We start from the raw sequence: 13,399 nt of genomic DNA on the forward strand, positions 1-13,399 counted from the left end.
GGAAAAGTTATGGAAAAGAATTTAAAGCGGACCACTTACGCTGGTTTAGTCGACGAACAATACCTCGACCAAACTGTCGTTTTAAAGGGGTGGGTGCAGAAGCGCCGAGACCTCGGAAGCCTGATCTTCGTTGATTTACGTGACCGTGAAGGCTTAGTTCAATTGGTCTTCAGTGAAGAATACGACAAGGACGCCTTAGCCGTTGCCGATCAACTCCGCAGCGAATACGTTATCGAAGTTCAAGGGACGGTCGTTGCTCGGACGCCGAAGGAAATCAATCCTGACATGCGGACGGGGAAGGTTGAAGTTCGGGTTACCGGCATCAACCTTTTAAACAAAGCCAAGGATTTGCCCTTTGAAATCAAGGATGGCGTCAATGCTTCCGATGACTTACGGCTGAAGTACCGTTATCTAGATTTACGTCGTCCAGAAATGCAACGGTCATTAATGTTGCGTAACCGGATTGTACAATCCGTTCACAGTTACTTCGATCAAAATGGCTTCATTGATATTGAAACACCTGATCTAACTAAGTCGACGCCAGAAGGCGCCCGCGATTATCTGGTTCCTTCACGGATCTACAAGGGTCACTTCTACGCTTTGCCACAATCCCCACAATTATTTAAGCAATTGTTAATGGGTTCTGGTTTCGATCGTTACTACCAAATTGCGCGTTGTTTCCGGGATGAGGACTTGCGGGGTGACCGTCAGCCAGAATTTACTCAGATCGATTTGGAAACCTCTTTCCTGACCGCTGAAGAAATTCAAGACATTACTGAAGGCCTGATCGCTAAGGTCATGAAGGATACATTGAACGTGGATGTCACCTTACCATTTGAACGTATGGATTGGGACGACTCCATGGCCCGCTTCGGGACCGACCAACCGGATGTTCGGTTTGGTATGGAATTGAAGGATCTGTCAGCTATCATGGCCAACACCGACTTCAAGGTCTTCTCTGGAGCCGTTGCTAACGGTGGACAAGTCAAGGCTATTGCTGTTCCCGGTGGTGCTGACAAGTATAGTCGCAAGGATATCGATAAGTACGGTCAATACATCGAACGCTTTGGTGCAAAGGGCTTGGCTTGGATGAAGGTGACCGATGACGGCTTCAGTGGTCCAATCGCGAAGTTCTTTAAGGAAGGCGACTGGTTCGACCAGATTACTACAGCTACTGGTGCTAAGAGTGGCGATCTTTTGCTGTTCGCTGCCGACTCTAAGCGTGTCGTTGCCCAAACTTTGGGTTACTTGCGTGTTGCGATTGCTAAGGAATTAGACATGATCGACCAAACCAAGTGGGCCTTTCTCTGGATCGTCAACTGGCCATTGTTTGATTACGATGTTGACTTGAAGCGTTGGGTTCCAGCCCATCACCCATTCACGATGCCTGCCGAGGGGGATGCCCACTATCTGAACGATGGCGAGGATCCACACAAGGCCTATGCTCAGAGTTATGACATCATTCTGAATGGTTTGGAATTAGGTGGCGGATCCATTCGGATTCACACTCGTGAACTTCAAATGAAGATGTTGAAGGCCTTAGGCTTTACGCCTGAACGGGCTGACCAACAATTTGGCTTCTTATTGAGAGCTTTGGATTACGGGTTCCCACCTCATGGTGGTTTGGCTATCGGGTTGGATCGGTTCGCTCGCCTGTTGGCTAAGCGCGACAACATTCGCGACGTCATTGCTTTCCCTAAGAATTCGAAGGCCACGGAACCAATGACGGAAGCGCCAAGTACGGTTGCTGACAAGCAATTAGTTGACTTGGACTTGCAGATTACGCCTGACGACCCAACCGATAAGTAGGTCGCGTTCCGGACAACTAAGAAACTGAATTTAATGAGACTGATTGATCGCTCATCTGGGTGACTGGTCAGTCTTTTTTATTGGCATTTGCCGAAAATTAGGCAATGCCGGTGGTTAACTCGGGGATGGGTTGACCTCGGTAACGAAAAGACGTTTAATAGAAATATTAGAAATTGGAGTGATTATAATGAGTGAAACTGAGACAGCGATTTTTGCCGGAGGATGTTTTTGGTGCATGGTTCAACCCTTTGAGACCTTACCTGGTATTCAAAAAGTGCTTTCGGGTTACACCGGGGGAAACGTTCCTAATCCGACCTATGAACAGGTTAAGAGTCAGACAACCGGCCATACGGAGGCCGTGAAGATTTGGTTCGATCCGCAGGTTATTTCGTACGACAAATTGGTTCGCTTGTATTGGCAACAGACAGACCCAACTGATGCTAGTGGCCAGTTTCAGGACAGAGGCGACAATTACCGCCCCGTCATCTTTGTTAATAGTCCGACCCAACGAGCCGTTGCCGAGACCTCGCGTCAAGCGCTGCAAGATCGCGAGCAATTTGACCAGCCAATTGTCACCAGAATTGAAGATGTTCAACCGTTTTACGTGGCTGAAGAACGACATCAGGAATTCTATAAGAAGAATCCGCGGGTTTATGCTGAACAGGAGGCTGGAGGTCGGTCAGCCTTCATTGCCAAGAACTGGAAAGATTAGAAGTCGCTAAGAGATCAGTTTGCCCGTGGCCGCCACGAGGGATAAATGCTATACTAATCCGAGCAATGACAACGATGGAAATAAGTGAGGTCGGTTTTTAAATCATGGATGATGTGCAGCAGTTAATGAAACGGCATACCTACACGACAAAGTTTTCCGTAGCGTTTTTCTATGGGTTACTGGTGTCAATCGCGGTGAACTTTTTTTGGACACCTGGTAAGATTTATTCTTCAGGTGTGACCGGGCTGGCCCAATTGGTTAACACGTTAACCGCGGGCTTGGGGGCCTTTCACATTACCACAGCATTGGGATTATTTTTGATTAATATCCCAATGTTTGTGTTGGCGTGGAAGCAGATCGGTAAAACATTCACTGTATTTACTTTTATTTGTGTGTTATTCGCGTCAATTATGATTCGGCTAATTCAACCCATTCATTTGACCAGTGACCCCATCATTTGTGCGATTTTCGGGGGAGCTGTCAATGGTTTTGGAACTGGCTTTGCATTGAAGAACGGGATCTCTACCGGTGGGTTGGATATCATCGGAATTGTTCTGCGACGGAAGACGGGACGAAGCATGGGAACCATTAACATCGCTTTCAACAGTCTCATTGTCATCAGTGCTGGGTTCGTTTATGGCTGGCCGTACGCGCTGTATTCAGCCCTGGGACTCTACGTGAATGCTAAGGTCATCGACATGACCTTTACACGACAACAGCGGATGCAGGTCATGGTCATTACGGACCGGCCCAAGACCGTGATCGACAGTATCCAAAACCACATGCGTCGGGGAATTACGATCGTTCATGGTGCAGAAGGGGCGTATCATCATGATGAGAAGACGATTCTTTTCACGGTGATTACCCGTTACGAGATGGATGCGTTGGAAACAGCGATGGAAGAGGCTGATCCTAAGGCATTCGTCAGCATATCTGATACGGTCAAAGTCCTTGGACATTTCTATGAGCCAAAGTGGTAAGCGGAGTGATCCGAGGGCGGTTGGCTGTTCTGGGACGTACGTTTCGCCCGTTTTAAAAAAGTCTCAAATATAAACGCCAAAGGTGAGGGGTTGTGACGATTGTCATGGCCCCTCACCGGTGATCAGATAAGCTTCAATCCCGTTTCTTAAGCCTTTTTAAAATTATCTAGGTTCAATGAAGAGATGTGGTATAATTCTCGGTGTTATGGGTAGCGAAAATAAGTGATATTGGTGATGAACGTGAAAGAGATTTATTTATGGTTAGTTCGACTAATGTCGCAGCTATGGCGTTGGCGGTCGAGGCGTGATGTGGTTTACCTCATGAGCTTTGACGACAACGTCCCTTTTATACGGGCAATGGGCCAATCGTTACCGCCAGATCGGCAGCTGTGGGTGCTTTATCGACCGAAACAACGTGCTGCGGCAGAGCGGTTGGAAGCCGATGGCATTCGGATATTGGAATTTCGGGATGGCTTGCGGTTCGTGTTAACAGGAATTCCTGTTGTGATGCGGGCTAGGGTCTTATTCTGCGATAACTATTACGCGTTTCTCGGTGGGCTAGCACATCCAGCAAATATGGTGATCGTGCAGTTGTGGCATGCCGCCGGTGCGATCAAGCGCTTCGGCTGGGAAGATCCCACGACGCCCGAACGTTCGGCAAGTGATCAGCGGCGATTCCAAGCGGTCTACGATCATTTCGACGAGTATGTTGTGGGGGCTCCAGCCATGGCCCAAGTTTTTGAACGTAGCTATCGTGCATCGTCCCAGCAGATGCATGTTCTTGGTTACCCACGTTCCGATCGGTTGTTAGACCCTAACTGGCGAGACCAGACCCACGAGCGGGTTGTGCGGTTAGCACCAGAGTTGGTTGACCAGCGGGTTATTCTATATGCACCAACGTATCGCGAAGGGGTCACGTTTACCCCCCCGAAAGGGTTAGCGGTGGCGTTGCGTGCGGATCCTAAGGCTAAGGTGGTGGTTAAGCTCCATCCGGCCTTAGCAAACGCCGCGGAACAATTACAACGTGAATTAGGTTCCCAGGTAGTGGTGGCTAAACACTTGAGTACGACGGAATTATTGACGGTTGCTGAGACTTTGGTAACCGATTATTCTTCTGTGGCATTTGACTACAGCCTGTTACCTAATGCACATAGCTTGCTATTTTATCTTTTCGATTTACCAGCCTATCAGCAAAATCCTGGGGTTCAAAGCGACCTTGCTGATTGGTTGCCAAGTCCAATGCTCACGACGAATGCGCAATTGGCAGCAGCAATTACGGCTGACGAGGCGACTGATTTCACTCAGTTTAACCGTCACTGGAATACTGCTAACGACGGATCCGCTACCACGCGAGTTATCCGTCGTTACGTTGATCTACTTAACTAGGTTAACGATTAAAAATTAAAGGAGTGCAGTGCCTTGAAAGAGGTTATCACCTTATTTAAAGAGCAGATTTCAAGTTTGGGGATTATCTTACGGATTTCCCGTTATGAGGATCAAGCCAGTTATCAGAGTCATTACTTAGGTTTAATGTGGGAATACTTATATCCCTTAATCCAAATCGGAATTTACTGGTTGGTGTTCGGTGTTGGTCTGAAACACGGTCAACCATTGAATGGGGTCAGTTACTTACCATGGATGGTTATCGGGTACTCGGCATGGTTCTTCATGAACCGGGCTACGCTGGATGCGTCAAAGAGTATCTTCCAACGGGTCAATATGGTGGCGAAGATGAAATTCCCAGTTTCTGCTTTGCCAACGATTAAGATTGTCAGCAACTTGAGTTCCTTCTGGACAATGATGGTCTTTTCCATCTTTATCGGGGCCTTGAATGGTGTTTATCCCAAGGTAGCCTGGTTCCAGTGGATTTATTACTTCTTTGCGATGATCTGTATGTTAGTGGCCTTAGGGATCTTCAACTCTTGTATCAGTGTGCTGGTTCGTGACTATCACATCTTACTTCAGTCGCTGATGCGGATGTTATTCTACATGTCCGGTGTGCTATTTAACTTCGTTACGACGTCGTTCCCCGCACCTTTCGTCCACTTGTTGGAGTTGAACCCGTACTACTACATCGTTTCTGGTTTCCGGGAATCCTTCCTGGGAACAGGCTGGTTCTGGGATCGGCCACTGTTGACGTTAGAATTCTGGTTATTTGTTTTCATCGTCTTCATAGTGGGATCACACTTGCACTTCAAGTTCCGGTCACGATTCGTTGATTTAATCTAGTTGAATTTGAAAGGAGCACGCGTCATGACTAAGGCAGTTCGTAAGATTACTCAGTCATTGAAGCTAGTTGCTCGTTATGGGCTCATCGTCTTGAACGATGGGCTTATTTGTTTACCTATTAAGCGGCGACTAGTTCTCTTTGAAAGCTTTAACGGAAAAGACGTCAACGACAATCCGGCAGCCATTTACCGGGCATTGGTGGCTAGTGACCCACGTTATCGTCAGACAGCTTATTTCAGTGTGAAACCTAGAGAGTATGCGAAATTGAAACAGCAATATCCGGAGGTTCAATTGGTTCGGCGGTTTACACTCAAGTGGGTCTGGCTCATGGCCAGAGCCCAGTACTGGGTGCTGAACTCTCGACTCCCAAATTGGTGGCGATCCAACCGGCACACGCGCACCATTCAGACGTGGCACGGGACGCCTCTAAAGAAATTGGGGGCCGATATTGAACACGTTGCCATCCCGGGAACGTCCACGGCCGATTACCATGAACAGTTTGTAACGGCGGCCTCACGGTGGGATTATCTGATTGCACCGAACCAATATTCTCGCGACATTTTTAGACGTGCTTTTGGCTATCGCGGACATTTTCTGACGGTAGGTTATCCACGAAATGATGTTCTCTATACCAAGAACCAACCGGCTAAGATTGCCGCACTTCGGCAACAGTTGTTGGGCCCAGTCAACGGGCCAGTCGTGACATATGCGCCGACCTGGCGTGATGACATGGCCGTGAGCGAGGGGGTCTATCGTTTCGATCTGCCGTTCGATCTCGGTGACTTTTTCAAGCATGTTCCAGCAGGCACACACCTGATTATTCGGCCGCATTATTTGGTCAAAGATGCCGTGAATATTCGTGGCTTCGAGGATCGTGTGACGGTGTTGGCCGATACTGATATTGCCGAACTCTATCTGATTACAGACTTGTTGACCACGGATTATTCGTCAGTCATGTTCGACTTTGCTAATTTAAAACGACCGCAACTTTTCTTTGCCTACGATTTAGAACACTATCGCGATCAGCTTCGCGGCTTCTACTTCGACTATCAAAAAGAAATTCCGGGTCCATTGGTTACCACGGCATCGGCTTTTTATGATCGATTGGATGAGTGGCAACGGCGTGGCGACTTCTCAGCCTACCGTGAGAAACAGGCAGCATTTAATCACAAGTTCTGTGAGTGGGAAGATGGGACGGCTAGTCAGCACGTGGCAGACTTAATTATCAGTGGAAAGGATGAGTAGTGATGTCAGAATTTCTAATTGGATCACATGTCAGCATGAAGGGAAAGTCGATGTTTTTGGGTTCGGCTCAGGAGGCGGCCCTGTATGGTGAAAATGTCTTTATGATTTATACAGGTGCACCGCAAAATACTCGTCGGAAGCCAATCGAAGAGCTTAACATTCCGGCAGGCCAAGCTTTTATGGCCGATCACAATCAACGGGCAGTAGTCATTCATGCGCCCTATGTGGTCAATCTTGGGAATACAGTCAAGCCTCAGAATTATGGTTTTGCCGTGGAATTTTTGACGGCAGAGATCAAACGGGCGGCAGCATTAGGGGCCAACCAGATCGTCCTACACCCTGGAGCCCATGTCGGGGCTGGTCCAGATGCCGCGATTGCTCAGATTGGCAAGGGACTTGATGAGATCCTGACTGCTACGGATGAACCGGTCCAGATTGCTCTGGAGACCATGGCAGGTAAGGGAACCGAAGTTGGCCGAAGCTTTGAAGAACTGGCTGCAATTATGGATGCGACCAGTGCTAACGATCGTTTGTCAGTTTGCTTTGATACCTGTCATACGAGCGATGCTGGTTATGACATTGCGACTGACTTTGACGGGGTTCTTAATGAATTTGATCATGTGATTGGTGTCGATCGTCTGAAGGTCATTCATCTCAATGATTCGAAGAATCCGCAAGGAAGTCATAAGGATCGGCACGCTAATATTGGGTTGGGAACGTTAGGATTTGATGTTTTAAATCGCATTGCGCATCATCCCCAATTGCAGACGGTGCCCAAGATTATGGAGACCCCTGTGATGGGACCCGATCGTAAGCATGGTGTCAATCCTCACGGTTACGAGGTGGCTATGTTGAAGGCCCAACAATTCAATCCGGACTTTGAAGCTGACGTCTTAGGAGAGAATCCAGTGGATGCTTTTTTGAATCGATAGATTATTCAGAACTTAAAAAAGTCACGTTCTGCCAGTGAAGGGCGAACGTGACTTTTAGAATTCGAATAACTTTAATCAGTCAGAGAATGGGGAATCAAATCGTAGTCAACACTCTCCATGATGAGGGTAGCCGTTTCTTCAATCGATTTGTTGGAAACATCAATGACCAGACAACCGATCTTCTTATAGAGCCGTTGCGCGTAGTCGAGTTCCAAACTGATCTTATCGGTATCTGAATAGGCACTGTCGGCAGGCAATCCATAAGAAAGCATCCGCTCTTGCCGAATCTTTCGTAGAATTTCGGGGCGATTGGTCAGACCGAAGATCCGCTTGGGGTCAACCTGCCAGAGTTCATCCGGCAGCTGTGTCGTCGGCCCCAGAGGGAGGTTGGCAACACGCAGACCCCGGTTAGCCAGGAAGAGCGACAGCGGGGTCTTAGACGTCCGTGAGACGCCAAGAATGACCAAGTCAGCCTTGAGTAGACCGGTCGGATCCTTCCCGTCATCATAAGCAACGGCAAACTCCATGGCGGCAATGCGATCGAAGTAGGTGTCATTTAAATTGTGCACCAGACCAGGAACCTCGACGGGAGTCATTCCGGTTGCTGTTTGCAAGACATCCATGGCGGGCTGGATGCAATCAAACTGATGTAAGCGATTGGCAACAGCAAATTCTTTGACGTGGGCACTTAATTTAGCATTAACTAACGTGTGAAAAATCATGGCACGTTGTTTTTTCGCCAGGTTGAGAATCCCATCCAAGATGGAATCTGTCTGAATGAAGGGGAAGCGCTGGTAGCTGGCTTCAACCTTGGGAAACTGCGAGATGGCTGTCTGGGCCACGGTTAGCGCGGTCTCACCGGACGAATCAGAGATAATGAATATGGCAATCTTTGGCATAACACCCAACTCCTCTAGTTATTTCTTATAGTGTACCCCGGAGACGAAATCGGTTCAAATTTTATTTGCTGGCATTATTGACGCGGTTTAGCAGTTTATGTATAATAGTTAAGAACCGTTACGCCGATGGATGAAATCCAATTGGTGTTATTATTTGTGCTCGGAGGGAGGGAATTTTATATGGCAAAGACAGTCGTTCGCAAAAACGAGTCTTTTGACGACGCTCTTCGGCGCTTCAAACGTACGGTTTCCCGTAGCGGTACTTTACAAGAATACCGTAAGCGTGAATTTTACGAAAAACCAAGTGTGAAGAAAAAGTTAAAATCAGAAGCTGCGCGTAAGCGTAAAGCCAAGAAGAAGCGTTTCTAAGTTCTTTTTGAAAGCTTAATAAAAAACCATCAATCGTTTTCGGTTGATGGTTTTTTATTGCGGTTAATTGGTTTCGTTGGTTATGACCACTTTTCCCATCATATGATGACTCTCTACCAGCTGATGGGCAGCTCGCAGGTTGTCTGCGTTGATGGGCTGTAGGGTCTTGGTTAACGTTGATTGCAGTTCCCCATTATCAAGTAGCTGGCCAATCCGTTCCAGAATATCGTGTTGACTGGTCATGTCCGCTGTTTGATAGTAAGACTTGGTATACATCCACTCCCAGGCAAAAGTGGCCCGTTTTTGTTTCAAAGCGCGGAGATCGACAGGGTGGTCGCTGCCAGTGATGGAAACAATGTGGCCACTAGGGGCAATAAGTTCAGCAATCTCGTGCCAATGTTGGTTGAGGTTGCTGAGTTCTAGAATGTAATCGACGTCATGACAGCCGAGGTCTCGGACCTGTTGGACGAGATCTTTTCGGTGATTGACCACGTCGTTTGCACCATGCGCTTTGGTCCAAGCAATTGTTTCGGGTCGAGAGGCAGTAGCAATGACATGCAATCCAACTGATTGCGCCAGTTGGGTTGCCACGGAACCGACACCGCCGGCCCCATTGATGATAAGGATGGTTTTTTCACGATTTTCAGAGGTGTCATCTCGTGGGATGCCAAGCTGTTCAAAGAGGGCCTCCCAGGCTGTGAGACTAGTTAGGGGCATAGCCGCAATTTCCGCGGGCTTTAAAGTCTTGGGCGCGTGGCCCACGATTCGTTCGTCAACGAGCTGGCACTCACTGTCCGTCCCTGGGCGAATGAAGGAACCAGCATAAAAGACTCGGTCACCTGGTTGAAAGAGGCTGACGGCCTCACCAGTGGCTTCTACGGTTCCATAGGCGTCCCATCCCAACACCGTTGGTCGGGCCAATGGTGTTTTAATTCCTTGGCGAACGCCGGTGTCGACTGGATTAACTGAAGTTGCCACGATTTTAACCAATAAGTCATGATCGGTTGGCGTCGGTTTCGGTTCAAAAAAGGTCGTCAAACTTTTTGGATCTTCAATCGGATAATACTGGGTGACGCCGATGGCGCGCATATCTGTCATCTTAAGACTTCCCTTCATACTTTCCAGACTAGCGCATTGATTCCAAAAATACAATTTCAGGTTCGTAAGAGAGACATCTTTACCTGACGTCGTTGCCAATAAGGTGTAAACTTAGTCATAAGATTGATTTTTAGGAGGAAATGTAATGAGTTTAGAAACCCAACTCAACACTGATTTAAAGACGGCCATGAAGGCCCACGATAAGTTATCTTTGAATGTGATTCGGATGATGAAGGCTGCCTTAACCAATGAAAAGGTTAAGCAGGGACATGACTTATCAAGTGATGAAGAGTTAACAATTGTTGCGCGTGAATTGAAGCAACGTAAAGAATCCATGGCAGAATTTGCCAAGGGCAACCGCGATGACTTGGTCGAAGGTGTCAAGGCAGAGATTGCGATCGTTGAAAAGTATGCACCTAAGCAATTGAGTGAAGATGAGATCACCAAGATCGTGGTTGATAGTATTGCTAAGGTATCTGCTAATGGCATGAGTGATTTTGGTAAAGTCATGGGTGTTGTGATGCCACAGGTTAAGGGAAAAGCCGATGGGGCCTTGGTTAATAAGACCGTTAAGGCACAATTAAACAAGTAGGACAGAAACCCGGTGTGGCGAATAGGCCAGGGGGTGTGGCCGTCACGATCTCTCGTGGCGGCTTTTTCAATCAGAGGAGGTTGAAAAGTGATGGTGTTAACCTATCAACGGGTGACGACGCCAACAATTGAAGAGAATCAACTCTTATTGTTAGCAGATCCCAGCCAGCGGTTAATCGATAGCTATGTGCCAATTAGCACTGTCTATGCGGCAAATGACACGACGGGCTTAGCGGGAATGGTGGTCCTAAAGCCACAAGAACCGTTGACGGTTGAGATCATGGCATTGGCGGTCATCCCAATTAAACAACGGCGGGGGTACGGTCGGGCTTTATTGGTTTTTGCCAAGCAATGGGCCATCGAGCATGGCTATCGTACCGTACGAATTGCGACCGGAACCACTAGTCTGAAGCAGCTTTACCTCTATCAACAGCAGGGATTTCGTGTGGTACGAGTCGACTCGAATTATTTCACGCGGAACTATAGTCAATCGATCATCGAGAACGGTTTAGTTTTACGGGACCGATTGATCTTGGAACGAGCAATTGTCTTACCAAATCTGCCAATCAATTGACTCCGGCCGACTTTTCACGCCGAATCCTTTTACAATCCCCGGCAATATGCTAAAATTTGTCTATCAGACACTAATTAAAAACAAAGGAGCCACCGTATTTGACTGAGAACGCAACGATTGAAAAAGAATATATCTTAGAACGGCCCGAGGACGAAATGGGGTTATTGGGCGCTCAGGATCAATTTGTGACGATCCTTGAGGAAGGGCTTAATGTCACGATCAAACCCTTCGGTAATTCAATCAAAGTCTCTGGTACGACTGAGGCCGTCGACCAAACGTTGGCTATTTTAAGCAACATGAGTGATCTCCTGGCCAAGGGGATCAAGTTAAACAGTGCTGATGTCCTCAGTGCGATGAAGATGTCTCAGAAGGGCACGTTGACTTATTTTAAGGATTTTTACACCGAAACGTTGATTCGTGACGCAAAAGGACGGTCCGTGCGAGTCAAGAATTTCGGTCAACGTCAGTATATCGATTCGATTAAGCACAATGACATTACTTTCGGTATTGGACCGGCAGGGACCGGGAAGACTTTCCTAGCTGTTGTGATGGCCGTGGCTGCATTGAAGAGTGGAGATGTGGAAAAGCTCATCATTACCCGTCCAGCTGTTGAAGCTGGTGAAAGTCTGGGTTTCTTGCCTGGTGACTTGAAGGAGAAGGTCGACCCATACTTGCGGCCAATCTATGATGCCTTGTACGCCATTCTTGGGGCAGAACACACGACACGGTTGATGGACCGCGGCGTGATTGAAATCGCCCCATTAGCTTATATGCGCGGGCGGACATTGGAATCGGCTTTTGTCATCTTGGATGAAGCTCAAAACACCACGAACATGCAAATGAAGATGTTTTTGACACGTTTAGGTTTTGGGTCCAAGATGATTGTTAATGGGGATATCTCCCAGATTGACTTACCCAACAATGCTAAGTCAGGACTGATTCAGGCCCAACACATTTTACAAAACGTGAAACATATTAACTTCGTCACCTTCAGCTCAGATGATGTGGTGCGCCACCCAGTTGTGGCCAGCATCATTAACGCTTATGAAGCCAACGATACTAAACCAAATGGAGCTAAAAAATAATGGATTTAGAGATTTATGATAAGACCAAAGATGGCGTGCCAGCCGAACACGTGAAATTGATTCAAGACGTCCTAGCCTATGCTGGGGATTACCTGAAGTTAGCTGATAACACGGAGATGTCTGTGACGTTGATGAACAATGAAGACATTCATCGAATTAACAAGCAATATCGTGGTGTTGACCGGGCCACCGACGTCATTAGCTTTGCGATTGAAGATGACGATGAAGAAGCCGCCGAATTTCCACTCGTGATGGATGACGAACTGGCAGCAGAGATTCCTGAAAACATCGGGGATATCTTTGTCTCGATGGATAAGGTTGAGGAACAGGCGGAATACTTGGGTCATTCCTACGAACGAGAACTCGGTTTTCTCGTGGTCCACGGTTTTCTCCACCTTAACGGCTATGATCACATGGAGCCGGAAGATGAGAAGGTGATGTTTAAGCTTCAGGCGGACATCTTGGATGCCTATGGCCTCAAGCGATAAACGGAAACAAACCGGGAAGAATCGGGCGTTTATTCAGTCGTTGGGTCACGCGTGGGATGGCCTACGGGCGTTGTTTCACTATGAACGTAACTTTCGGAAACACCTGGCCTTCGGTACGGCAGCCGTGTTGGCTGGTCTGATCTTACGACTCAATGTTAATGAGTGGTTGTGGTTGATGTTAGCAATCTTCCTAGTGTTAATCGCGGAGACCCTCAATACCATTGTGGAGGCCGTTGTGGACCTCGTGGTGGGGACAACCTATCATGATCTAGCAAAACGAGCCAAAGATGTGGCCGCTGGCGGGGTCCTGCTGGCCGCGACCTTCGCGGTGATTGTTGGGGCACTCGTGATGTTGCCGGCGCTGAGTCGTTGGTTTTAAGTGGAGGAA

15 protein-coding genes are annotated in these 13,399 nt (G+C 47.8%); 13 read left to right on the forward strand and 2 right to left on the reverse strand.

The features are described 5' to 3' along the window. Positions 1-9 precede the first annotated feature (9 nt). From aspS to EKM71_RS01200, 7 genes are all read left to right on the forward strand, one after another. A complete protein-coding gene (aspS, locus tag EKM71_RS01170) occupies positions 10-1,809 on the forward strand; it encodes an aspartate--tRNA ligase (RefSeq protein WP_125572851.1) in 1,800 nt (599 codons plus the stop codon). A gap of 187 nt (positions 1,810-1,996) precedes the next feature. Further along, positions 1,997-2,521: a peptide-methionine (S)-S-oxide reductase MsrA gene (msrA, locus tag EKM71_RS01175; RefSeq protein ID WP_125572852.1), complete on the forward strand. Its 525-nt coding sequence runs from the start codon at positions 1,997-1,999 to the stop codon at positions 2,519-2,521. A 104-nt stretch (positions 2,522-2,625) separates the two neighbouring features. Continuing rightward, positions 2,626-3,501 carry a YitT family protein gene (locus tag EKM71_RS01180; protein ID WP_125572853.1) on the forward strand — a complete coding sequence of 292 codons (876 nt, stop codon included), beginning with the start codon at positions 2,626-2,628 and terminating at the stop codon, positions 3,499-3,501. 273 nt (positions 3,502-3,774) lie between these two features. Further along, positions 3,775-4,887, forward strand: a complete 1,113-nt coding sequence (locus EKM71_RS01185; protein WP_125572854.1) for a CDP-glycerol glycerophosphotransferase family protein — start codon at positions 3,775-3,777, stop codon at positions 4,885-4,887. A 33-nt stretch (positions 4,888-4,920) separates the two neighbouring features. After that, a complete protein-coding gene (locus EKM71_RS01190) occupies positions 4,921-5,730 on the forward strand; it encodes an ABC transporter permease (RefSeq protein ID WP_125572855.1) in 810 nt (269 codons plus the stop codon). A gap of 24 nt (positions 5,731-5,754) precedes the next feature. Beyond that, positions 5,755-6,975: a CDP-glycerol glycerophosphotransferase family protein gene (locus tag EKM71_RS01195; protein WP_125572856.1), complete on the forward strand. Its 1,221-nt coding sequence runs from the start codon at positions 5,755-5,757 to the stop codon at positions 6,973-6,975. A gap of 2 nt (positions 6,976-6,977) precedes the next feature. Further along, complete coding sequence (locus EKM71_RS01200) at positions 6,978-7,907, forward strand: deoxyribonuclease IV (RefSeq protein ID WP_125572857.1); 930 nt, start codon at positions 6,978-6,980, stop codon at positions 7,905-7,907. A 71-nt stretch (positions 7,908-7,978) separates the two neighbouring features. On the opposite strand, the gene EKM71_RS01205 is transcribed toward EKM71_RS01200, so the two are convergent. Beyond that, a complete protein-coding gene (locus EKM71_RS01205; protein ID WP_125572858.1) occupies positions 7,979-8,806 on the reverse strand; it encodes a pyruvate, water dikinase regulatory protein in 828 nt (275 codons plus the stop codon). A gap of 180 nt (positions 8,807-8,986) precedes the next feature. On the opposite strand from EKM71_RS01205, the gene rpsU reads away from it, so the two are divergent. Further along, complete coding sequence (rpsU, locus tag EKM71_RS01210; protein WP_011667518.1) at positions 8,987-9,175, forward strand: 30S ribosomal protein S21; 189 nt, start codon at positions 8,987-8,989, stop codon at positions 9,173-9,175. Between the two features lie 63 nt (positions 9,176-9,238). On the opposite strand, the gene EKM71_RS01215 is transcribed toward rpsU, so the two are convergent. Next, a complete protein-coding gene (locus tag EKM71_RS01215) occupies positions 9,239-10,264 on the reverse strand; it encodes a zinc-binding alcohol dehydrogenase family protein (protein WP_125573021.1) in 1,026 nt (341 codons plus the stop codon). Positions 10,265-10,418: 154 nt separating this feature from the next. On the opposite strand from EKM71_RS01215, the gene EKM71_RS01220 reads away from it, so the two are divergent. The 5 genes from EKM71_RS01220 to EKM71_RS01240 all read left to right on the forward strand — a co-directional run bounded on the left by EKM71_RS01220 (position 10,419) and on the right by EKM71_RS01240 (position 13,390). Beyond that, complete coding sequence (locus EKM71_RS01220; RefSeq protein ID WP_125572859.1) at positions 10,419-10,865, forward strand: GatB/YqeY domain-containing protein; 447 nt, start codon at positions 10,419-10,421, stop codon at positions 10,863-10,865. Positions 10,866-10,955: 90 nt separating this feature from the next. Then, positions 10,956-11,438: a GNAT family N-acetyltransferase gene (locus tag EKM71_RS01225; protein WP_125572860.1), complete on the forward strand. Its 483-nt coding sequence runs from the start codon at positions 10,956-10,958 to the stop codon at positions 11,436-11,438. A 155-nt stretch (positions 11,439-11,593) separates the two neighbouring features. Further along, positions 11,594-12,523 (forward strand): PhoH family protein, encoded by a 930-nt coding sequence (locus EKM71_RS01230; protein ID WP_191986152.1) that lies wholly within the window; start codon positions 11,594-11,596, stop codon positions 12,521-12,523. Next, on the forward strand, positions 12,523-13,011 hold the full coding sequence (gene ybeY, locus EKM71_RS01235) for an rRNA maturation RNase YbeY (protein WP_125572862.1): 489 nt from the start codon (positions 12,523-12,525) through the stop codon (positions 13,009-13,011). Before EKM71_RS01230 ends, ybeY begins: the two co-directional genes overlap by 1 nt. After that, complete coding sequence (locus EKM71_RS01240) at positions 12,989-13,390, forward strand: diacylglycerol kinase family protein (protein WP_125572863.1); 402 nt, start codon at positions 12,989-12,991, stop codon at positions 13,388-13,390. Before ybeY ends, EKM71_RS01240 begins: the two co-directional genes overlap by 23 nt. The last annotated feature ends 9 nt before the right edge of the window (positions 13,391-13,399 follow it).

It is taken from the genome of Levilactobacillus huananensis, from assembly GCF_003946145.1.
GTDB lineage: Bacteria > Bacillota > Bacilli > Lactobacillales > Lactobacillaceae > Levilactobacillus > Levilactobacillus huananensis.